Annotated in this window: 23 protein-coding genes; 6 read left to right on the top strand and 17 right to left on the bottom strand. The window is 69.4% G+C overall.

Annotated features, from left to right (window positions below; all coding sequences use genetic code 11):
• Positions 1–10 precede the first annotated feature (10 nt).
• The 3 genes from OG959_RS36105 to OG959_RS36095 form a co-directional block, all read right to left on the bottom strand.
• Entirely contained in the window at positions 11–418 is a 408-nt protein-coding gene (locus tag OG959_RS36105; protein ID WP_326665340.1) for a (R)-mandelonitrile lyase, read from the bottom strand.
• A 68-nt stretch (positions 419–486) separates the two neighbouring features.
• The gene (locus OG959_RS36100) at positions 487–1,329 is read right to left on the bottom strand and encodes an SDR family NAD(P)-dependent oxidoreductase (protein ID WP_326665338.1); all 843 of its coding nucleotides are present in this window, start codon (positions 1,327–1,329) and stop codon (positions 487–489) included.
• A gap of 47 nt (positions 1,330–1,376) precedes the next feature.
• The gene (locus OG959_RS36095) at positions 1,377–1,700 is read right to left on the bottom strand and encodes a carboxymuconolactone decarboxylase family protein (RefSeq protein WP_326666814.1); all 324 of its coding nucleotides are present in this window, start codon (positions 1,698–1,700) and stop codon (positions 1,377–1,379) included.
• Positions 1,701–1,923: 223 nt separating this feature from the next.
• On the opposite strand from OG959_RS36095, the gene OG959_RS36090 reads away from it, so the two are divergent.
• Entirely contained in the window at positions 1,924–2,823 is a 900-nt protein-coding gene (locus OG959_RS36090; RefSeq protein ID WP_326665336.1) for a helix-turn-helix transcriptional regulator, read from the top strand.
• Between the two features lie 154 nt (positions 2,824–2,977).
• Positions 2,978–3,571 (top strand): DUF4352 domain-containing protein, encoded by a 594-nt coding sequence (locus OG959_RS36085; protein WP_326665335.1) that lies wholly within the window; start codon positions 2,978–2,980, stop codon positions 3,569–3,571.
• Between the two features lie 226 nt (positions 3,572–3,797).
• Here OG959_RS36085 and OG959_RS36080 read toward each other — a convergent pair whose 3' ends face one another.
• From OG959_RS36080 to OG959_RS36070, 3 genes are all read right to left on the bottom strand, one after another.
• Entirely contained in the window at positions 3,798–4,271 is a 474-nt protein-coding gene (locus OG959_RS36080; protein ID WP_326665334.1) for a tetratricopeptide repeat protein, read from the bottom strand.
• 303 nt (positions 4,272–4,574) lie between these two features.
• Positions 4,575–5,099, bottom strand: coding sequence for a transposase (locus OG959_RS36075; protein WP_326665333.1), 525 nt, complete (start codon positions 5,097–5,099; stop codon positions 4,575–4,577).
• Between the two features lie 168 nt (positions 5,100–5,267).
• Positions 5,268–6,179 (bottom strand): SDR family oxidoreductase, encoded by a 912-nt coding sequence (locus OG959_RS36070; protein WP_326665332.1) that lies wholly within the window; start codon positions 6,177–6,179, stop codon positions 5,268–5,270.
• A gap of 220 nt (positions 6,180–6,399) precedes the next feature.
• On the opposite strand from OG959_RS36070, the gene OG959_RS36065 reads away from it, so the two are divergent.
• Entirely contained in the window at positions 6,400–6,990 is a 591-nt protein-coding gene (locus OG959_RS36065; protein ID WP_326665330.1) for a TetR family transcriptional regulator, read from the top strand.
• 347 nt (positions 6,991–7,337) lie between these two features.
• On the opposite strand, the gene OG959_RS36060 is transcribed toward OG959_RS36065, so the two are convergent.
• Entirely contained in the window at positions 7,338–7,652 is a 315-nt protein-coding gene (locus OG959_RS36060; RefSeq protein WP_326665327.1) for a hypothetical protein, read from the bottom strand.
• Positions 7,653–7,738: 86 nt separating this feature from the next.
• Between OG959_RS36060 and OG959_RS36055 the strand changes: the two genes are divergently transcribed.
• Positions 7,739–8,827, top strand: a complete 1,089-nt coding sequence (locus OG959_RS36055; protein ID WP_326665325.1) for an LLM class flavin-dependent oxidoreductase — start codon at positions 7,739–7,741, stop codon at positions 8,825–8,827.
• A gap of 126 nt (positions 8,828–8,953) precedes the next feature.
• Here the strand turns inward: OG959_RS36055 and OG959_RS36050 are convergent, their stop codons facing one another.
• From OG959_RS36050 to OG959_RS36035, 4 genes are all read right to left on the bottom strand, one after another.
• Positions 8,954–9,112, bottom strand: a complete 159-nt coding sequence (locus tag OG959_RS36050; RefSeq protein ID WP_326665323.1) for a hypothetical protein — start codon at positions 9,110–9,112, stop codon at positions 8,954–8,956.
• Positions 9,113–9,183: 71 nt separating this feature from the next.
• Positions 9,184–10,098 (bottom strand): carbohydrate ABC transporter permease, encoded by a 915-nt coding sequence (locus OG959_RS36045; RefSeq protein ID WP_326665321.1) that lies wholly within the window; start codon positions 10,096–10,098, stop codon positions 9,184–9,186.
• Entirely contained in the window at positions 10,095–11,009 is a 915-nt protein-coding gene (locus OG959_RS36040; RefSeq protein ID WP_326665319.1) for a carbohydrate ABC transporter permease, read from the bottom strand. The genes OG959_RS36045 and OG959_RS36040 overlap by 4 nt, the downstream gene beginning before the upstream one ends.
• Positions 11,010–11,025: 16 nt before the next feature.
• A complete protein-coding gene (locus tag OG959_RS36035) occupies positions 11,026–12,315 on the bottom strand; it encodes an ABC transporter substrate-binding protein (RefSeq protein ID WP_326666811.1) in 1,290 nt (429 codons plus the stop codon).
• 263 nt (positions 12,316–12,578) lie between these two features.
• On the opposite strand from OG959_RS36035, the gene OG959_RS36030 reads away from it, so the two are divergent.
• Entirely contained in the window at positions 12,579–14,621 is a 2,043-nt protein-coding gene (locus OG959_RS36030; RefSeq protein ID WP_326665317.1) for an NPCBM/NEW2 domain-containing protein, read from the top strand.
• 137 nt (positions 14,622–14,758) lie between these two features.
• Here OG959_RS36030 and OG959_RS36025 read toward each other — a convergent pair whose 3' ends face one another.
• A complete protein-coding gene (locus tag OG959_RS36025; RefSeq protein ID WP_326665316.1) occupies positions 14,759–15,715 on the bottom strand; it encodes an ROK family protein in 957 nt (318 codons plus the stop codon).
• Positions 15,716–15,896: 181 nt separating this feature from the next.
• On the opposite strand from OG959_RS36025, the gene OG959_RS36020 reads away from it, so the two are divergent.
• Positions 15,897–16,925, top strand: a complete 1,029-nt coding sequence (locus OG959_RS36020; protein ID WP_326665314.1) for a LacI family DNA-binding transcriptional regulator — start codon at positions 15,897–15,899, stop codon at positions 16,923–16,925.
• Between the two features lie 16 nt (positions 16,926–16,941).
• On the opposite strand, the gene OG959_RS36015 is transcribed toward OG959_RS36020, so the two are convergent.
• The 5 genes from OG959_RS36015 to OG959_RS35995 form a co-directional block, all read right to left on the bottom strand.
• On the bottom strand, positions 16,942–18,240 hold the full coding sequence (locus tag OG959_RS36015) for a DUF6986 family protein (RefSeq protein WP_326665312.1): 1,299 nt from the start codon (positions 18,238–18,240) through the stop codon (positions 16,942–16,944).
• A 171-nt stretch (positions 18,241–18,411) separates the two neighbouring features.
• Positions 18,412–19,374, bottom strand: coding sequence for an electron transfer flavoprotein subunit alpha/FixB family protein (locus OG959_RS36010; protein WP_326657295.1), 963 nt, complete (start codon positions 19,372–19,374; stop codon positions 18,412–18,414).
• Positions 19,375–19,434: 60 nt separating this feature from the next.
• Positions 19,435–20,220, bottom strand: a complete 786-nt coding sequence (locus OG959_RS36005) for an electron transfer flavoprotein subunit beta/FixA family protein (protein WP_326657294.1) — start codon at positions 20,218–20,220, stop codon at positions 19,435–19,437.
• A gap of 200 nt (positions 20,221–20,420) precedes the next feature.
• On the bottom strand, positions 20,421–20,927 hold the full coding sequence (locus OG959_RS36000; protein ID WP_219573239.1) for a flavin reductase family protein: 507 nt from the start codon (positions 20,925–20,927) through the stop codon (positions 20,421–20,423).
• Between the two features lie 196 nt (positions 20,928–21,123).
• Entirely contained in the window at positions 21,124–21,450 is a 327-nt protein-coding gene (locus OG959_RS35995; protein ID WP_326665309.1) for a TlpA family protein disulfide reductase, read from the bottom strand.
• Positions 21,451–21,614 lie beyond the last annotated feature (164 nt).

Raw genomic sequence — 21,614 nt, 5'->3', positions numbered from 1 at the left:
GCCGGGTCGGTCAGTTGTCGGCGAGGGCGGTTTCGTACTGCTCGTCCGTGACGGGCTCCAGCCAGGTGGTGCCGTCGCCGTTGCCGTCCCCGACCACCAGGGCGATGTGGGCCATGAGGTGGGTGTCGGTCGCACCGTGCCAGTGCTCCTCGCCGGCCGGGCACTTGAGGATCTCGCCGGCGCTGACGCGCGCGACGCTGCCGTCACGGGTGCCGACCAGGCCGACTCCGTCGGTGATGTACAGGACTTGGCCGTTGGCGTGGGAGTGCCAGTTGGTGCGTGCGCCGGGGGTGAAGCGCACCAGGCCCGCCGCCAGGCGGGCGGGCTCGGCCGGGCCCTCGATCATGTTGAGGTAGACGTCGCCGGTGAACCGCGCGGCGGGGCCCTTCATGGTGGGGGTGGACGTGATGTGTTCCATGGCTCTTTTCCTTGATCGTCTCTGATCGTCTCCGGTGGGGGTAACCCCTGGCCCGTCAGGGCCGCTGCTCAGGCGGCGGTGTCGTGGGCCAGGTCGCCACCCAGTTCGCGCGAGGCCTCGGCCTCCGCGAGGAGGTCCTTCGCCTTGGCGGCGACCGTTTCGATGGCGTCTGCGCCGGCGACGAAGCGGGCCGGGGGCTGTGCCTGGCCGGCGAGCGTCAGCAGGGCGTCGGCGAGCTTCGCGGGGTCGCCGGCCTGCTGTCCGTTCATGGACTCCCAGACCTTCCTGGTGGCCGCCGTGCGCTCGGCGTAGTCGTCGACCGACAGCTCCGCCCAGGTGGTGGAGGTGTCCACCAGCAGTTCGGTGCGGAAGAAGCCCGGCTCGACGATCGTCGTACGGATGCCGAACGGCTCCACATCATGGCGCAGCGACTCCATGAAGCCCTCGACGCCGAACTTCGCGGCCGCGTAGGCGACGCAGAACTCCAGGCCGACCACGCCGGCCAGGGAGGAGATCGTGATGATGTGGCCGTCGCGCCGGGCCCTCATGACGGGCAGCACGGCACGGGTGACGTTCATCGGGCCGAACAGGTTCGTCTCGATCTGGGCGCGCATCTGCGCGGGCGAGATCTCCTCGAAGTATCCGGCGTAGAAGTTGGCGGCGTTGTTGATCAGGACGTCGATGCGGCCGAAGCGCTCGACGGCGGCCTCCGCGGCACGCCGGGCGGCAGCCGGGTCGGTGATGTCCAGCGGGGCGGCGAGCAGGCTGTCCCGCTCGCCACCGAGGGCGTCCAGGACGCCCTCGGGGTCGCGGCCGGTGGCCACGACCCGGTGGCCGGCGGCGAGGGCGCGCCGGGCGATGTCCGCGCCGAGACCGCGCCCGGCACCGGTGATCAGGAATACCTTGCTCACGAGGGGATGCTCCGTTCGGAAAATGAGGGGTTTCGGAGATACGGGGGTCAGCCGGCGTTGCGTGCGTCGGCGATCTTCTTGAGCTGGTTGACCGCGGTCATGGCGTTGGGCCAGCCCGCGTAGAAGGCGAGGTGGGTGATCGCCTCGGACAGCTCCTCCACGCTCAGGCCGTTGTCCAGGGCGACTTCGAGGTGGTAGCCGAGCTGCTCGCTCCGGTAGAGCGCGGCGAGCACGCTCACGGTGACCAGGCTGCGGTCGCGCGGAGACAGGCCCGGCCGCTCCCACACGTCCGCGAAGAGGACCTCGTCGGTGACCTCGACGAGCTTCGGCGCGATGGCGGCCAGCTCCTGGGGCGCGGACTGCTTCGGCATGGGGAACGACTCCTCGATCTGAACGGGATGAATACGCATGAACCAGTCTCCGAGGGAGACGGTCCTGCTGGACGGCTCCGCGTGGGCACCCCTTCGGGTGCCGCAGTCCGCAGTCGCTGCCGATATCGAGGAAACCGCAGATCACAGGGGTTGGGGAGGGCCTGGCGTCACAGGTACTGACAGGACCCCCCACGTGTGCGCCGTCCGGCTTAGCCTGGAATGCGTGAGTACCGAGAGCGACATCCGCGCATTCCTGGCCTCCCGCCGCGCCAAGATCACGCCCCAGCAGGCCGGACTGCCCGCCTACGGCGGCAACCGCCGGGTGCCGGGTCTGCGCCGCGAAGAAGTCGCCCTGCTCGCCGGCGTCAGCATCGACTACTACGTCCGCCTGGAACGCGGCCACATCGCCGGCGCCTCCGAAGAAGTCCTCGACGCCCTCGCGAACGCCCTGCAACTGGACGACGCCGAACGCGCCCATCTCTACGACCTGGCCCGCGCCGCCGCCAAACGCCCGGCCCGCCGCACCAAGCGCGCCCGCGGACCCCTCCCGGACAGCGTTCTGCGCGTGCTGGAATCCATGACCGACTCACCGGCCTTCATTCGCAACGGCCGCCTGGACATCCTCGCCACCAACCCGTTGGGCCGGGCCCTGTACGCACCCCTGTACGCCGACGACGCCCCGGAGCCCGTCAACATCGCCCGCTACCAGTTTCTGCACCCCCGGGGCCGCGACTTCTTCCCCGACTGGGACGAGTCCCTGAACACCACCGTCTCCCTGCTGCGCACCGAGGCCGGACGCGCCCCTCACGACAGCGACCTCACCGGACTGATCGGCGAACTCGTCACCCGCAGCGACGAGTTCCGCACCGCCTGGGCCAAGCACAACGTGCGCCTGCACCACAGCGGCCGCAAGTCCTTCCACCACCCCCACGTCGGCAGGATCACCCTCGACTTCGACGCCATGGACCTGCCCGCCCGGCCCGGCCTCACCCTCACGGCCTACACGGCCGCCCCCGGCACCCGCGACCACGATGCCCTGCGCCTCCTCGCCAGCTGGGCCGTCACCGAGAGCCACGACGTGGTCACCGGCACAGACCCCTCCGGTCGCCGGCAGAAGCGGTAACCCGGATCCGGACCGCCACGCCGTGAGGCCGGAGACGGACCCACATCATCTCCATGATTTGGTCACAACTCCGTCACCAGCGGAACGTATCGCTCCTCCTGCCCTGTTCGCGCCGCTACGGTCGGGCCTCCACGAACGACACCTAGGGGGACATATGTCGAATCAGCAACCGCAACAGCCCGGCTGGGGTCAGCAACCGCAACAGCCGGGGTGGGGCCAGCAGCCGCCCGCCCCGAAGAAGAAGACCGGCAAGATGATCGGGCTCGGATGCCTCGGCATCATCGTGCTCCTCGTCATCATCGGCATCATCGCCGCGATCGCTTCTTCAGGCGGGGACGATGAGACCTCGTCACCCTCTGGGACGCCCACCGTCACCGAGAGTTCCGCCAAGACGGGGAAAGCGAAGGAGCCCGCCGATTCCGGTCCCGTGGTCGTCACTGCCGAGAAGGCCACCTTCAAGAAGAGCGTCCTCGCAGACACCGACAACTACACGAGTGTCCAGGTGACCATCAAGAACAACGGGGACGAGGACATCGACGTCAATCCACTGTACTTCACGATCACCGACACGGCCGGCAGCAAGCACACCTCGGAACTCGGCGTCGACGAGGACCAGATGGGCACGGTGAAGCTCGCGCCCGGAGAGAACGTGACCGGGACCATCACGGGGAAGGGCAAGTTCGACGCCAAGTACGTGACCTACACCGAGGGCCTGATCGGCGACAGCGTCCGCGGCGACGTCTCCTGACACACGCACACGCCCGGGCAGCCAACCCGCTTCCCGCTCTTCCCGCCCGCATGAGGGAAGAGGAGGTCGCCCCCTGTCCCTCGCTCGACCCCAGCGTGAGCCCCGCGATGAAGTGCCGCTGGAGCAGCAGGAAAAAGGCCGACAAGGCCGGGGGGTGTGGCGCGGTGACTCCCCCGCCCGAGGTGAGCGGTCGGGGGCTCCCCGGCCACGTGGGTCGCCGCCGACGTCACTCGGCGCCCTGGCTGCCGCCTTCCGCTTCCTCCCACCAGCGGACGGCGGCGCGCCGGGACACGACGGTGTAGATGAAGTCGGCTCCGTGCACCCGCTCCATGTCCAACGCCAGCCGTTCCAAAGCCTCGGCGGCACCGGCCGCGTCCCCCGCCCTGCCGCGCAGGTTGGCCAGGTTGTGCCGAGTGGTGAGGACCTGGGGGTGGTCCTCACCCAGCGCCCGCACCCGCTCGGCGAGCAGCTGCTCGGAGATCTCTACCGCGCCCGCCAGGTCCCCGGTCTCGCTCAGGTAGTGGGCCCGGTGCCGGAGCGCCACGGTATCGGGGTGTTCTTCGCGCAGCGCCCGGTCCCGCTTGTCCAGTTCCCTCTCCGCCTGCCTGAAGGGGTTATCCAGCACTCTCTTCACCGGCACCGCGACAAGCACGGCCCCCACCGCCGCGACCGCACCCGTGATCATCCATCTCCACGACACGTCAGGCACGCCTCCTTCGCTCCACGCCGTCCGGCACCCATCGCGCGGTCTCAGCAGTGATGGAGCCGCCACCTCCAGGGACGCCCCAACAGCCCGCGTCAGTTGCGCCGGGCCCACCGCGGAGGCCGGCCAAGCCGCCCCGAGTCCCACCCGGCCAGGCCTCGGAGCAGGAACTACCTGCCGTCAACTTCGGTGGCAACGGTCAAGGTTCAGGAGCGCTGGACATCGGTCATGCAGATCCTCCTCCACTCGGCGCATGTCCCGTCTCGTGGTGGTCGGCGCCGGAAGTCATTCGGAGGTTGATCAGGCGGCCAGGACAGCGGAGGACTCTTGTTGTCGGTCGGTGAGCGTGTGTCGGTCGAGCCGGGCCGGCAGATCGTCCAGGTCGGAGGTGGTGGACTTCCACTGGAACGGCTGAGCCGTGGCGTTATAGCGGTCTTCGAATCCTCGGAGCCGGTCCCTGACCTGGTCGAGGTCGGTGAAGTCGCTGGGTGCCACGACTTTGCGTTGCACAATGGAGAAGAAGATCTCGATCTGGTTCACCCAGGAGGCGTGGACCGGGGTGTGGACCAGGACGGGGTTGGGGAACCTGGAAGCCAGTCGGTCGATGGCCTTCTTGCCGTGGTGCGAGGAGCCGTTGTCGACGATCCAGAAGACACGTTTCGCGCTGACGTAGGGCTCCTGCGTCATGACCTGTTCGACCAGGGCCATGAACGGCACGATGCCGGTGGTGGCCTCGCAGCGGCCGAAGACTCTCGCCTGGTGGACGTCGTAGGCGGCCAAGTAGGCCACGGCACCGCCGCAGCCGTACTCGTGGTTGACGCGCATCGCCCTGGTCCGGCCTGGGGCCCGGGGCCAGGGTCGGGCGGCATCGGCAGCGGGCCTGGATCGAGGTCTTCTCGTCGCTGGACAGGGCGTACTCGTTGCTTCGACCTCTGCACGACTCGGACGCTCCGGAGGACACCGACGAGGGGAGTTCGGATGGGTGCGAGGGGGTCAGGAGGCCGGCGTGGCCAGGTAGTCGCCGTGCTCCAGGTCATCGAGAAGCGTCGGATGGGTGGGAGACCAGCCGAGCAGATCCTGTGTGTGAGCGCTGGAGACGGGCGCGTCGAAGCCGTAGACCCTGGCCATGAACGGGCTGGCGTAGTGCCCGGCGGCCTCGTCGGGGGTCAGCGAGACGGTCGGCAGGCCCAGGCCCCGGGCGATGGTCTGCGCGATGCTCCTCATGGTGACGCCGCTTTCGGCGACTCCGTGCAGCACGCTGCCCGCGGGGGCCTGCTCCAGGGCCAGGCGAAACAGGACCGCGGCGTCGAGCCGGTGCACGGCGGGCCACCGGTTGCCGCCGTCGCCGACGTAGGCCGAGACGCCGGTCTTTCGTGCCGTGGCAATGAGCATGGGGATGAAGCCGTGGTCTTCGGGACCGTGGACGGTGGGAGCGAGCCGGATCACGCTCGCGCGTACCCCCCGGGCGGCGATGTCCAGACATGCTCGCTCGCCCGCGATGCGGAAGGCGGCGATCCCGGCCGCGTCGGGTTCGTCCCGCTCGGTGGTCTCCCGGCCGGCGGGCATGACCAGTGTGCCCGAGGTGACCACGAGCGGCTTGCCCGAGTGTTCCAACGGCTGGCCGAGGGCCTCGATCGCGGTCCGGTCGCGCCTCATCATGTCGTCGAGGTCGGAGAAGTCCCCGCCGTAGGCCATGTGCAGGACGCCGTCGGCGGCTTCGGCACCACGGCGCAGGCTGTCGTGGTCGTCCAGGGAGCCGCGGTGCGGCGCGGCGCCCAGCGACTCCAGTCGGGCGGCGGCGGCATCCGAGCGCGCCAGAGCAGTGACGTCGTGGCCGGCCGCGACTAGCTCGGCGACCACGGCAGGGCCGGTCTGGCCGGAACCACCAGTGACGAAGATATGCATGGAACGCTCTCTCTGTGGGTGTGTGCGCCGGGACCGATGCGGGCCGGGCGGAATGGCTTGCCTTCGAGGGCGGAGACCTTGATCGCCTCAACGGCGGTCGGACCGAAAGGTCGCAGTCAACGACAGCCGGCGCCACGTAGTGCCAGTCACTGACTTTAAGTAGCGCCAGTCACTGGCGTCAAGGAGTGTCAGTCACTGGCGTATGCGGTATCTTCGAGGGGTGCCACGAAGCGGAGTAGAAGCGCGCCGCCGCCTTGGGCAGGCGGCTCTGGAGCTGTACCGCGAGCGCGGGTTCGATCAGACCACCACGGCTGAGATCGCCGCCCGGGCCGGCGTCAACGAGCGCACGTTCTTCCGGCACTTCCCGGACAAGCGCGAGGTCCTCTTCGACGGCGAAGCCGACCTGCACCTCGCACTGATCCAGGAGGTCGCCGACGCCCCCGACGGTCTGCAGCCACTCGGCATCCTGCTGTGCGCCTTCCGGAAGGCCGGACGCATCCTTGAGGACAACCGCCCGTTCTCCGAGCCACGGCTAGCGGTCATCGCCGCAACCCCAACCCTCCGAGAACGCGACCTGGCCAAGGCAGCAGCCCTCACCGAAGCCCTCGCGGAAGCCCTACGCCAGCGCCATGTCCCTGACCGGCTGGCCGGCCTGGCCGCACAAACCGGCTGGGCCACCTTCCACCACGCCGCCCAAGCCTGGATCGACGACCCCTCGCAGAGCTTGGACACACATCTCCTCCAAGCCTTCGACGACCTCTACGCCCTCTGCGCGACCGTCCCACCAGAGCAGGCACGACCTGAAAGCTGATGCCGCTCCGCCTGCGACCACCTATCGCCACGAGCAAGCGGGTTCCCAGCCCTCGACGAAAGCGGCAACCCCCGGGCTTCACCCTCTACCTCGCCAGCAACTACAGGTACGACGACACCGTCCCCCGCGGGCAGCTTCTCCGGTGGCCCGAAGAAAGCATTGGAGTGCGCCCGCAGCCTCTACTCGCCATCCCCGGAATCCGGCCAACCCCATGCCAACCCCGGCTCCAAGGTCAACCCCGAAGGACTTCCGGTGCCGACCACCAAGGAACTGATCCCCCTTGAAGGGATCTGGTCCGATTCACCTTGGGTCTCAGGTGAATCGGACCGCCCCTGTCAATCCGGCTTTCATCCCCTGGCGCCGGCGACTGCCGAGCTGTCCATGTAGTCGCGGGCCCGCGCGATCAGTCCGCTGTGGATGTGGAGTATCAAGAGACCGGGGACGGTGAAGTCAATGCGCCTGGTCGGCAGCGTCCCCACCACGACGTGCTCGGCGATGATCACTTCCGGATCGGCGGTCTCGTAGGCCGCGATCTTCCTGACCTCCTTCGGACGAGAGCGTGGAGGGGCAGGGGACGCGGGAGCTGACGCTGGACGCGCCAGGTCGAGCCGGCTGAGACGGCAGCGGGTACGGCGTTCGCGGAGCGCGGTCGGGAAGTCCACAGCCCTGTGGTAACGGCCGGGGCGGAAGTCTGGCTATTCCCTGAAGGGAATTGTGGGCACCATCGCCGACCGGGAGCCTCTGAGGCATGGACATCGGCGTACTCCTCCCGACCGGAAAAGCCCAGTGGGGCGCGGGCGACGACCCCCGGGATCTGATCGCCTTCGGCATCCGGGCCGAACGGTCGGGCTTCTCTTCGCTCTTCGTCAACGACTCCCTGATCAGCCCGCGTATCGAGGCGCTCACGATGCTGGCAGCGCTCGCCCCGGCGACGGAGCGCGTGACGCTGGGAACCGGTGCGCTGCTGGCGTTCCTACGCCGTCCGATCCAGGTCGCGCAGTCGCTGGCGTCGATCGACCTGCTGTCCGGCGGCCGACTCACGGTGGCGGTGGGCGCCGGTTTCCCCGGTCGTTTCGGACGGCCCTTCTACACGCTGTCCGAGGTACCGTGGGAGCGCCGCTTCGCCCGGCTTGATGAGACCGTCGCGCTCTGGCGCGGCCTGTGGACCGGCGCCACCTCCTTCCACGGCGAGATCCTCCAGTTCGACGACATCCCGCCCGCGACCCTGCCCTTCCGCGCAGGCGGACCACCGATCTGGCTCGGCGGGGCATACCCGGCCGCGCTGGCCCGCACCGGCCGACTGTACGACGGCTGGCTCCCCTACCCGCCCGACCCGGCCGACTACGAGTCCGGTCTGCTGGACGTACGGAAGGCGACGGCCGAGGCTGGGCGCCCTGCCGACGACGTCACCCCGGCCCTGTTCGTGTCCGTACGGGTCGACGACTGCGTCGAGAACGGCCGCAGGGCGCTCGACGACTACGCACGGGCCGCGTACGGCATGCCGCTGGAGGAACTGGAGAAGATCCAGGCAGTCGTCACCGGCTCCGCCGAGCAGGTTCTCGACGGCCTCGGCCGGTACGTCGCCGCCGGCGCCCGCCACCTCGTCATCCGCCTCGCCGCGCTCGACCTCCGCTCACAGTACGACCAACTCGAGCGCACCGCCGCCCTGATCCCCGATCTCCAGGCATCGGCGGTTCACGCCTCGTCGGCATTCACTGCCCTGAGCGCGGGCGTGCCGTCCCGGCCGAGCAACGTCGGCCTACTCGATGACCAGAAGTCGATCACTGGGGAAGGTACGCCCTTCGCCTCCGACCCGAGGCCGATCCACGAGTCCTGAGCGTTGCTCCCGCTTCGACGAGCCAACTTGAGCGCTCAGAAGCCAACTGGAACGTTCAGTCGAACCACGTCGACCGGAGCGGCCGGCCACACACCCGGCAGGACACCGGCCCTCTCGTCGCGGCCTTCACGCCGCCTCCTGCCCGTATGCGTCGAATTCCCGGTTCGTCGACCGGACGTGGCCGCAGCCGGCGCACGGATACAGGTGGCCGATCCGGTTGTCACGGACGTGCTCGGCGACCGGGTTCACCTGCTGCTCGGGGCAGTTGGGGCCGTCGCCGTTCACCTGCCGCTCCCTTCCCAGAGGCGGTACTGGGCGGGGAGGCCGGTGTCGCGGAAGTATTCGCAGGTCATACGTCACCCCTTGCTGGACCCCAGCGTGAGCCCCGCGATGAAGTGCCGCTGGAGCAGCAGGAAAACCACTAGGGTCGGGAGCGCGACGATCACCGAGCCGGCGGCAAGCAGGTTGTAGTCGGTGAAGAACTGGCCGCGCAGGTTGTTCAGCGCCGAGGTGACCGGAAGTTTGTCGCCGTCGGAGATGAAGACCAGCGCCCAGAGGAAGTCGTTGTACATCCAGGTGAACTGGAGCGTCCCCAGGGCGGCGAGTGCGGGACGGCACAGGGGCAGGGTGATCCGCCAGTACTGGGTCCAGACGCCGGCGCCGTCCACGACGGCCGCCTCCAGGATCTCCTGCGGGAGGGTCCGCATGAAGTTGGCGAGGACGAAGACGCAGAAGCCGAGCTGGAATCCGACCTGCACCAGGATGACGGCCCAGTAGGAGTCGAACATCGTCATCGAGTCGGACATCCAGTAGGGCAGCGGGATGCGGTTGAAGACGACGTACAGCGGTGTGACGATCACCTGTTGCGGAAGGAGGTTCCCCGCGGTGAAGAGCATCAGCAGGACGAGCCCGCCGCGCATCTTCAGCCGGGCGAGCGCGAACGCCACGAACGAGGCGAGGAACAGGGTGATCAGGACCCCGGGCACTGCGATGATCATGGTGTTGACGAAGTACTTCGTCATGCCGGAGTCGGTGAACGCCTGCCGGTAGTAGTCCAGCGAGAGATGGCGGGGCAGCGAGAAGTAGCCGTGCTCCGAGGTCTCGTCGTAGGGCCTGAGCGAGGCGTACACGGCGAGCAGCAGTGGGGCGAGGAAGGCGAGCGAGACCGTCATCAGGAAGGCGTGCACGCCGAGCCGGCCGGGGCGGATCCGGCGCCGGGACGTGGCGGGGACGGGCTGCGCCGGGCGGGCGTCGGCTGCTTGCGTGGTCATCGGTGCTTCTCCCCTCGGATCTCCTGGACCAGATACGTCACGACGAATCCCAGGGAGACGACCAGCAGGACGACGGCGATGGCGGAGCCGAACCCGATCCGGCTGGCCTCGCCGATGATGTTGTCGGTGACGAGCACCGAGAGCAGCTCCAGGCCGTTGCGGCCGTGGTTGACCGCGTAGACGATGTCGAAGGCGCGCAGCGACTCGATGACGGTGATGACACCGACGATGATGTTGACCGGGCGCAGTGTCGGAAAGACGATGCGGAAGAAGGTCTGGGTCTCGCTCGCCCCGTCGATCGCGGCGGCCTCCTTGAGAGAGGTGTCCACGGCCTTGAGTCCGGCGAGGTAGAGGATCATCACATAGCCGGTGTGCCGCCAGGCGGCCGCGAGCAGGACCATCCAGATGTTGAGGTCGGGATCGCCCAGCCAGTCGGTCGGTGAGGCGGTGTCGCCGACGATCGCGTTGAGCGCTCCCTGGTCGCGGGAGAAGACCAGTTGCGCGATAAACCCGACCACGGCGAGGGAGAGCACGACGGGCATGTACAGGGTCGACTGGTAGAAGCGGCTGAAGCGCACGCCCTTGTCGATGAGCACGGCGAGGAGCAGCCCGAACGGCGTGGCGACCAGGCCGAGGAAGGCGAGCCAGAGCAGGTTGTGGCGGGCGGCGGGCCAGAACTGCGGGTAGTTCGTGAACAGGTTCGTGTAGTTGCGGGTGCCGACCCACTCGATGTCGCCGATGCCGTCCCAGCTCGTGAAGGAGAGGACGACGGAGGCGAGGGTCGGCCCCCACACGATGGCGATGTCGAGCAGGACGGGTATGCCGAGCAGGGCGCCGAGCACGACGAGGTCGCGACGGGTGAACCGTCGCGAGCCCCGTCGTCCGGTGCGCCGCCCCGAGATGAACGACACGGTCGGTACTCCCGGTTCAGTCCGAGGCGAAGATGGTCTTCTTCTGCCGTTCGATGTCGTTGACCAGGCCGTCCACGTCGTTCGGACTGCTGATGAACTTCTGGATCGCCTGGATCATGACCGTGGAGGCGAAGTCCGGACGGGTGTCACGGTCCAGGAACTGGGAGATCTGCTTCGCCCCCGACACCATGTCGACGGCCTTCTTCTGGATGGCGGAGTACTGGGAGGTGTCCGCCCGGTCGTTGACCGCGATGTTGTTCGGGTCGCTCTTGAGGTAGATGTCCTCGGCCTTGCCGGTGGCGAGCCACTTGAGCAGGTCCTTGGCGCTCTCCAGGCTCTTCTCGTTCTTGAGGCTCTTCGACTTCTTCGCCAGCAGGAACCCGTCGATCGGAGCCTCGACGGCGTCCTGCCCGTGCTCCGGATTGATGACGGGGAAGGGGAAGAAGTCGAGGTCGTCCTGCTCCGCCTTGGGGAACTGGGCGCCGGGGTGCGGCAGTCCGAAGACCGCCATGCCCGCGTCCCGCTTCTGGAGGCTGGTGGCCGCCTCCTGCCAGGTGCGGCCGTTGGCGCCCTGCTGGCAGTACGGGAGCAGTCGCCGCCAGGTGTCGAAGACCTCCCTGACGCGCTTGTCCGTCCAGGCTTCCTCGCCGGCCATCAGGCTCTTGTGGAATTCGTATCCGTTGGTCCGCATGTTGATGTAGTCGAAGGTGCCCATCGCGGGCCAGCCGTCCTTGTCGCAGAACGCGATGGGGTCGAGCTTGTCCCTCTTCATCTGCTTGGCCAGGGCCACGTACTCGTCGAGCGTCTTGGGCGCCTGGTAGCCCCGTTCGGTGAAGAGGCTCTTCCGGTGGAACACGGCCCACGGGTAGTAGTAGTACGGCGTGAGGTACTGCTTGCCGTCCTCACCGGTGGACTGGGCCTTCAGAGCGTCCGAGAATCCCTCGTAGCCCTCCCAGTTGTCGCTGATGTCGTACAGCAGCCCCTTCTTGGCGAAGAACTGCATGCGGTATCCGGCGAACCACATGAAGACGTCGTCGGGCTTTCCCTGCAGATAGCGGTTGATGTTCTCCTGAAAGGTGTTGTGATCAACGGTGTTGACGTTCACCTTTCGGCCGTCCGACTGGCCGGCGTAGGCCTTGAAGGCGTCGGCGAAGGCCTTCTTCGGAATGGGGTCGGACGCATTCGAGCCCAGGGTGATGGTCTTGCCGTCACCGCCGGGCCCGCCTCCGCACGCGGTGAGCAGTGCGGGAAGCGCGACCGCGCCGGCACCGACTGCGGCGCCGCGTAGCAGAGTTCGCCGGGACATCCGATGTCCCATGACACTGCCGGGCAGATCTGACCTGTCGTACGAGTGCGCCATGACCCCCTCCTCCGGAAGGCAACCCAACACAACCGAACGTGCGCTTGGATCTCACCCCCAACGAGCAGTGGCGTCAAGGGTTTTGACGAGATACCGAACAACCGGCACCACCCCTCTTCCAACAGACTTCAACACGCTCTAACGTAATCGCTCGTCTTGGCGTGCACATGCCGCCACTCGATTCGGCACGAGTACGGAGGAACGTAACGATGCGTCATCTTCCAAGCCGTACAACCCGCACGAGCCGCCACAGAGTCATCGGAGCGCTGACCGCGGGCCTCCTGTGTGCGGCGGGAGTCACCGTTCCCGCCGCCGCACAGTCTCCGGAACCCGCCCCGGCGCCGACGGCCGGCGCACGGTCCGGGGGCGGCCTCGCGCTCACTCCGCCCATGGGTTTCAACAATTGGAACTCGACCCATTGCAGGGCCGAGTTCAACGAGGAGATGGTCAAAGGGATCGCCGACATCTTCGTCGAGAAGGGGCTCAAGGAGGCGGGCTACGAGTTCGTCAACCTGGACGACTGCTGGGCGAAGCCGCAGCGTAATGCGGACGGCAAGCTGGAAGCGGATCCGGTGCGGTTCCCGAACGGCATCGCGGCCGTTGCGGACTACGTCCACTCGAAGGGGCTCAAGCTCGGCATCTACACCAGCGCGGGCACCAAGACCTGCGACAGCGTCGGCCTTCCCGGCGCGCTGGGTCACGAGTACAGCGACGCGCGGCAGTTCGCGGACTGGGGCGTCGACTACCTCAAGTACGACAACTGCAACAACCAGGGCGTGGACGCGAAAGAGCGCTATACGACGATGCGGGACGCGCTGGCCGCCACCGGTCGCCCGATCGTCTACAGCATTTGCGAATGGGGCCAGAACAAGCCCTGGGAATGGGCCGCCGAACTCGGCAACCTCTGGCGCACCACGGGCGACATCAACGACAGCTGGAGCAGCATGCTGTCGATCATGAAGCAGAACCTGCCGCTCGCCGCGGCCGCGGGTCCCGGCCACTGGAACGACCCCGACATGCTGGAGGTCGGCAACGGCGGGATGACCGACACGGAGTACCGCACCCACTTCTCCATGTGGTCGGTGATGGCCGCGCCGCTGCTGATCGGTTCCGACCTGCGCACGGCGACGCCCGAGACGTACCGGATCCTCTCCAACCAGGAGGTCATCGCCGTCGACCAGGACCCGCTGGGCAAGCAGGGCGTCGTGCTCTCCTCCGAAGGCGGCCGGTGGGTCGTCGCCAAGGAGATGCGGGACGGCAGCCGGGCGGTGGCGCTGTTCAACGAGACCGGGAGCGCGCAGCGGATCTCGACCACGGCCGCGGCGGCGGGGCTTCCGCGGGCCGACGCGTACACCGTGCGCGATCTGTGGGCGCACACCACGCGCAACACCGCGGGCGGCCTCTCCGCCACGGTGCCGGCCCACGGCACGGTGATGCTGCGCGTGGCCGCCGACCGCCACTGGGCGGCGTACCCGCCCGCGGTGGAACTGGCCCTGGACGGAAGCCCGCTGGTGGAGGCGGGTCGCACGGCACGGCTGACGACGACGGTCACCGATCTGGGCCGGACCCCCGCCGTGCAGGCGTCGGCCGCGCTCAACGGGCCGTCCGGCTGGCGGATCGCGGCCGACTCCGCTACCACCGCGCCGGCCCTGCCGACGGGAGGGGCACTGACCACCCGCTGGCGGGTGACGGCTCCGCCGGGCACGGCCACCGGGACCTACGATCTGACGCTCACCGCACGGTACCGCTCGCCCACCGGGCAGCGGGTACGGTCCGCCGTGCCGTTCCAGGCACATGTGGTGGTGGCGCCACCGGCCGGCGGCGGCTACCTCAGCGATCTGCCGCAGCTCACCGCGTCCAACGGCTACGGACCGGTGGAGAAGGACGCCAGCAACGGCGAGAGCGCGACGGGTGACGGGCATCCGCTGACCCTCGGCGGTGAGGTGTACGCCAAGGGGCTGGGGGTGCATGCGGCCAGTGCCGTCGAGTACTACACCGGCGGCGCGTGCGCCACGGTGACGGCGCACGTCGGGGTCGACGACGAGAAGGGCGCCAAGGGAAGCGTGGCCTTCGAGATCTGGGCGGACGGCACGAAGGCGGCATCGACCGGGGTCCTGACCAACGCCATGGCGGCGCAGCCCGTCTCGGCGGACGTCAGCGGTGCCCAGGTCGTCCGTCTGGTGGTCACCGACGGGGGCGACGGCGTCGACTCCGACCACGGAGACTGGGCGGACCTCCGCATCACCTGCTGAGGCCGCCGGGGAGCAGAGCGATTCCGAGGACCGGGTGGCGACGTTCTGCGCCGCCACCCGGAGACCGCCCTGGGGGGCCTTTGGTCCGGATCACGCCGGGCTCGCGGGGTCCGGCCTGATCCAAAGACGAAAGGCGCCTACACCGATACCGCCCCGTCCGCGCCCACGCGCGCGGCGAAGGCCGCTGCCGCCGCACCCACCAGGCCCGCGTCGTTGCCCATGACCGCCGGCGCCACGGTCAGCTTCTGCACGAACGACAGCGTCGCGTACCGCCGCAGGGCGCTGCGCAGCGGGGCGAACAGCACCTCGCCGGCACCGGCCACGCCGCCGCCGATCACCGCGATGTCGATCTCGACCAGGGTGGCCGTCGCGGCGATGCCCGCGGCCAGCGCCTGTGCGGCCCGCTCGAACGAGGCCACCGCGACCGGGTCCCCCGCCCTGGCCGCAGCCGCGACCGCGGCAGCGGTCGCGTCACCGTCGGGGCCGGGCCGCCAGCCGCCTTCCAGGGCGCGGCGGGCGATGTTGGGGCCGCTCGCGATGCGCTCGACGCAGCCGCGCGCCCCGCACGGGCACGGGTCGCCGTCGAGGTCGACGCTGATGTGCCCGATGTGGCCCGCGTTGCCGCTCGGGCCGGGGTGGAGGGCGCCGCCGAGGACGAGCCCGCCGCCGACGCCGGTCGACACGACCATGCACAGCGCGTTGTCGTGGCCACGGGCCGCGCCAAGCCAGTGTTCGGCCGCGGCGATCGCCACGCCGTCGCAGACCAGCTCGACGGGGAGACCTCCGGTCTCCGCCCTCACCCGTTCCACCAGCGCAAAGTCCCGCCACCCGGGTACGTTCACCGGACTGACCGTGCCTGCGGCGGCGTCCACCGGACCGGCGCTGCCGATGCCCAGAGCGGTTACCCGGCCCCACAGGGGCGACGCGGACAGCTCGGCCAGCACCTCGGCCACCGCCGCCATCACCGTCTCGCTGTCCTCGCGGGCGGGCGTCGGACGCTGCACCCGGACGCGGAGCGTGCCGTCGCCGTCCACCAACGCCCCGGCGATCTTGGTGCCGCCGATGTCCAGCGCGGCGACGAGGTCGGTATGCATCGGTGTGGGCTCCGTGGGTGAGGTGGTGGGACCTGCGACTTCAGTAAATAGTCTGCATAGTCTCCATTCCTCTGACAACGTTGTCCAGGGCCTATGCTCGACGCCACAGCCTCCGGCCTCCTCCGCGGCACCCGCCGCGGCGCTTCCGGACAGCCCGTACCCGACGACAGGACAGCGCATCGTGGCCGAGACCACCCGTCACCCCGAGCCCCGCTACGGCAATCGGCCGACCATGAAGGACGTGGCGGCCCGTGCCGGAGTGGGCCTCAAGACGGTCTCGCGCGTGGTCAACAGCGAGCCGGGGGTCACGCCCGACACCGAGCGCCGGGTCCAGGAGGCCATCGACGCGCTGGGCTTCCGCCGCAACGACAGCGCGCGGGTGCTGCGCAAGGGCCGCACCGCGTCGATCGGCCTGGTCCTGGAGGACCTGGCGGACCCGTTCTACGGCCCGCTGAGCCGCGCCGTGGAAGAGGTGGCCCGGGCGCACGGCGCCCTGCTCATCAACGGCTCCAGCGCCGAGGACCCGGAGCGTGAGGAGGAGCTCGTGCTCGCGCTGTGCGCGCGACGGGTCGACGGACTCATCGTGATTCCGGCCGGGGACGACCACCGCTACCTGGAGCCGGAGATCAAGGCGGGCATAGCGACGGTCTTCGTGGACCGTCCGGCGGGCCGGATCGAGGCCGACATGGTGCTCTCGGACAGTTTCGGGGGCGCCCGTGAGGGTGTCGCCCATCTGATCGCGCACGGCCACCGCCGCATCGGGTTCATCGGTGACCAGCCGCGGATCCACACGGCCACCGAGCGCCTGCGCGGCTACCACACCGCCATGGCCGATGCCGGGATAACGGTCGAGGACTCCTGGGTCTCGCTCGGCTCCACGGAGCCCGAACGGGTCCGGCCGGCCGCCGAGACCATGCTCTCCGGCCCCGAACCCGTCACCGCGCTCTTCGCGGGCAACAACCGCGTGACGGTGACGGCGGTACGCGTCCTGGCCGGCCGGGAACGACCGGTCGCCCTGGTCGGGTTCGACGACATCGAGCTCGCGGACCTGCTCGGCATCACCGTGATCTCCCAGGACGCGGCGGCCGTCGGGCGCACCGCGGCCGAGCACCTCTTCCGGAGGCTCGACGGCGCCGACCACAGCCCGGCACGCGTCGAGCTCCCGACGAGGCTGATCCCGCGCGGTTCGGGGGAGCTGCGCCCGGCCTGAGAGGCTGCCGCGCGGACTACGGCGTGGTCACCGTCAGTCCGCCACGCCGCGGGGAGGCGAAGGCGTCCAGGTCCGCGCGGGTCAGTCCGGTCAGCCGGGCCACCTCCGCGGTGTCCAGGGCGCCGCAGTCGATGCCCCGCAGCAGGTAGCCGCTGAGCGCCTTGGCGGTGGCGGGTTCGTCCATCACGTCGCCGCCCGCCTTCGCGACGTAGGCGGCGAGCCGGGCCGCGGCCTGCTCCAGGCCTTCGCGGTAGAAGGTGTAGACGGCCGCGTAACGGGTCGGGAGGTGACCCGGGTGCATGTCCCAGCCCTGGTAGTAGGCGCGGGCCAGGGCGCGCCGGGTGAGCCCGTAGTGGAGCCGCCAGGCCTCGTGGACCTGAGGGGTGGGGCCGACGGGCAGGACGTTGGTGGAGCCGTCGGAGACGCGCACTCCGGTGCCCGCGGCGGCCACCTGCATCACGGCCTTCGCGTGGTCGGCCGCGGGATGGTCGCTCGCCTGGTAGGCCGCGCTCACCCCGACGCAGGCGCTGTAGTCGAACGTGCCGTAGTGCAGGCCCGTCGCCCGGCCCTGCGCGGCATCGATCATGCGGGCGACGGCGGCGGTGCCGTCGGCGGCGAGGATCGACTGGCTGGTCTCGATCTGGATCTCGAAGCCGAGCCGCCCGGAGGGCAGGGCGTGCGCCTTCTCGAAGGCTTCGAGAAGCTGGACGAAGGCGGTGACCTGTTCGGGGTACGTCACCTTCGGCAGCGTCAGCACGAGCCCTTCGGGGAGGCCGCCCGCCTCCATCAGGCCCGTGAGGAAGACGTCCGTGGTGCGGATGCCGCGGCCGCGCACACCGGCTTCCATGCACTTCATCCGGATGCCCATGTACGGCGCCGCCGTGTCCTTCGCGTACGCCTCGGAGATCAGCCGGGCCGCGCGCGCCGCGGCCTCGTCCTCCTCGGTGTCGGACCGGGGGCCGTAGCCGTCCTCGAAGTCGATGCGCAGGTCCTCGACGGGCTCGCGGGTCAGCTTGGCACGTACGCGGTCGTGGACCGGCCCGGCGAGCGCCTCCGGGATGCCGAGCACCGCGGCGAACGAGGCGGCGTCGGGGGCGTGCTCGTCGAGCGCCTCCAGCGCCCGGTCGCCCCAGGAACGGATGGTGTCCGCGGTGAAGGTGTCCCCGGGTACGTAGACCGTGTGGACGGGCTGGCGCGTTCCGGGATCGCCCGGGTAGCGGCGGGCGAGTTCGGCGTCGACCGCCGTGAGGGAGGCGCTGATCCCGTCGCTGACCGCACCGGCGAGGCTCGTCGCCACCTTCTCCTGCTGACCCATTTTCGCACCCTCCACGCTCTCGTCGTTTCCGCTTCCCGGAATCAACAATCCGTATAGTGAAGTTATAAGGCTGTCGTACCTGCGTCAATGGTGATCGGAAACGGCCCGGGGCCGCGCGGTGGGTTTCACCGTGCGGCCCCGGGCCGTTGTCCGTGCGTGCCGGTCGGGGGCTCAGCCCTTGCGGGCGGTGATCTCGTCGGTGAGCTGCGGGACGACGTTGAAGAGGTCGCCGACGACGCCGTAGTCGACGAGGTCGAAGATCGGGGCCTCGGCGTCCTTGTTGATCGCGACGATGGTCTTGGAGGTCTGCATGCCGGCCCGGTGCTGGATCGCGCCGGAGATGCCCGAGGCGATGTAGAGCTGCGGGGAGACGGACTTGCCGGTCTGGCCGACCTGGTTGGTGTGCGGGTACCAGCCCGCGTCGACCGCGGCGCGCGAGGCACCGACCGCGGCACCCAGCGAGTCGGCGAGTGCCTCGATGACGTGGAAGTTCTCCGCGCCGTTGACACCGCGCCCGCCGGAGACGACGATCGCGGCCTCGGTCAGCTCCGGGCGGCCGGTCGACTCGCGCGGGGTGCGGGAGACGACCTTGGTGCCGGTGGCCTGCGCCGAGAAGGACACCGCGAGGGCCTCGACGGCACCGGCTGCCGGAGCCGGCTCGACGGGGGCCGAGTTCGGCTTGACCGTGACGACCGGGATGCCCCTGGAGACACGGGACTTGGTGGTGTACGAGGCGGCGAACGCGGACTGGGTGGCCACCGGGCCCTGGTCGCCGGCTTCCAGGTCGACGGCGTCGGTGATGATGCCGGAGCCGATCCGGACCGCGAGACGGGCCGCGATCTCCTTGGCCTCCGCGGAGGAGGGCAGCAGCACCGCGGCCGGCGACACCGCGTCGAAGGCGGCCTGCAGCGCGTCGACCTTCGGGACGACGAGGTAGTCGGCGAACTCGGAGGCGTCCGCGGTCAGGACCCTGACCGCACCGTGCTCGGCGAGCGTGGCGGCGGTGTCCGCGGCACCGCTGCCCAGGGCCACGGCGACGGGCTCGCCGATGCGGCGGGCGAGCGTCAGCAGCTCCAGGGTGGGCTTGCGGACGGCACCGTCCACGTGGTCGACATAGACGAGAACTTCAGCCATGGGACTTCAATCTCCTGCGTGTACGAGGGAGTGCGGGGGCGGTGGGACAACAGCCGGGGCTCAGATGAACTTCTGGCCCGCCAGGAACCCGGCCAGGGCCTTGCCGCCCTCGCCCTCGTCCTTGACGATCGTGCCCGCGGTGCGGGCCGGACGCGCGGCCGCGGAATCCACCGCGGTCCAGGAACCGCCCAGACCCACCTCGTCCGCGTCGATCCCCAGATCATCCAGATCCAGCGACTCGACCGGCTTCTTCTTCGCCGCCATGATCCCCTTGAACGACGGGTAACGGGCCTCACCCGACTGGTCGGTCACCGACACCACCGCGGGCAACGACGCCTCCAGCTGCTCGGACGCCGTGTCACCGTCCCGGCGGCCGCGCACGACACCACCCTCCACGGAAACCTCGGACAGCAGCGTCACCTGCGGCACACCCAGCCGCTCGGCCAGCAGCGCCGGAACCACACCCATCGTGCCGTCCGTCGACGCCATCCCCGAGATCACCAGGTCGTAACCCGTCTTCTCGACCGCCTTCGCCAGCACCAACGACGTACCGATCGCGTCCGTACCGTGCAGATCGTCGTCCTCGACGTGAACGGCCTTGTCCGCACCCATCGACAACGCCTTGCGCAACGCGTCCTTGGCATCCTCCGGACCCACCGTCAACACGGTGACCTCCGCATCGTCCGCCGCGTCCGCGATCTGCAACGCCTGCTCGACCGCGTACTCATCCAGCTCCGACAGCAGACCGTCGACATCCTCACGATCCAACGTCAGGTCATCGGCGAAATGCCGGTCACCGGTCGCGTCGGGCACGTACTTCACACAGACAACGATCCTCAAGCTCACGCCGGCTCTCCTACTGCATCGTCATTTCCGGGCTGCCTTGTTGCACGCAGCATAGGCGCCTGATGGGGCGATTTCCGGTCGGGGCGACCGGCGCTCCGACCGTAATATTACTCGTCAGTACACCCATTGGGCGCCCATTAAGCAAGCGCTTGGCACTGTGATCTGGCCTACGCCGGCCAGTCCGGCGCCACCGGATGATCTCAGTCTCGCAGAGCCGTGAACCTGCCCTGGTGATAGACGAGCGGCCTGCCGCCCCCCGCCGGATCCCCGACGACCGCCTGGGCGATCACGATCCGGTGGTCCCCCGCCGGGATCCGTGCCACGACCCGGCAGACGAGCCAGGCGAGCACGCCGTCCAGCACCGGGACGCCTTCCGGTCCGCTGCGCCAATCGGTGGACGGGCCGAACCGGTCGGCGCCGCTGCGCGCGAAGGTGGCGGCCAGCTCCCGTTGATGCTCGCCGAGTATGTGCACGCCGATGTGGTCGGCTTCCGCGACGACCGGCCAGCTGGAGGACGAGGTGCCGACACCGAAGGAGATGAGCGGCGGGTCGGCGGCAACGGAGTTGAGCGAGGTGGCGGTGAAACCGACCGGCCGTTCTCCGGCCGCGGTGATCACCGCGACTCCGGCGGCGTGCTGCCGGAACACGGAACGCAGGAGGTCCGGGGATGCCGTCCGGTGGGTGCCGGTCTCGGGAGATGCCGTCATGGAGATGTCCTTCTGCGCGTCGGGTGTGCGGGGCCGTGGATGCTCAGGCATCCGGACAGCGCGCACTCGCGTTGCGGGCGAGGTCGACATGGACCCGGCCGTAGAGAAGGAGTTCTGGCGGCATAACGTCAGACTGACGATGCGCGGCGGGTGGAGTCAAGGCCGTCCCACAAGGTGGGAGAAGCATCACGGTCCGTCACATCGCCTGCCCCAGGGCGGCGACGACATCGGCGGTGCGCGGCTGCCCGACGGCCCGGCGGACCACCAGTCCGGAGGCGTCGAGGACCAGGACGGTCGGGGTCCGGCTGATGCCGAGCGCGCGTACGAGAGTGAGATGCGCCTCGGCATCGATCTCCACATGCGCGACGCCCTCGACCATGCCCGCCACCTCCGCGAGAGTGCGGCGGGTGGCCCGGCATGGCTGACAGAACGCGCTGGAGAACTGGACGAGCGTGGCCCTCTCCCCCAATTCCACGCCGAGTTGGGCGGCATCGAGCCGCTCCTCACGCGTCCGCACATCCACCTTCGGCCTCCTGTCAGAGCTCTACGCAAAGGGTCAGCACCCGCAGCCGCCGGGACATTCCCCGACGTTCCACGTGACGAGAATCTCGCGCCCCGCGCCCGACGGGACTGGCCACCACGACGCGCATGGGGCACGATCGGCCCAATGCCGAAAACCTACGGCTG

The organism is Streptomyces sp. NBC_00385 (genome assembly GCF_035917155.1).
GTDB classification, from domain to species: Bacteria; Actinomycetota; Actinomycetes; order Streptomycetales; family Streptomycetaceae; genus Streptomyces; species Streptomyces poriferorum.
This window is presented reverse-complemented; position numbering and strand designations above follow the sequence as displayed.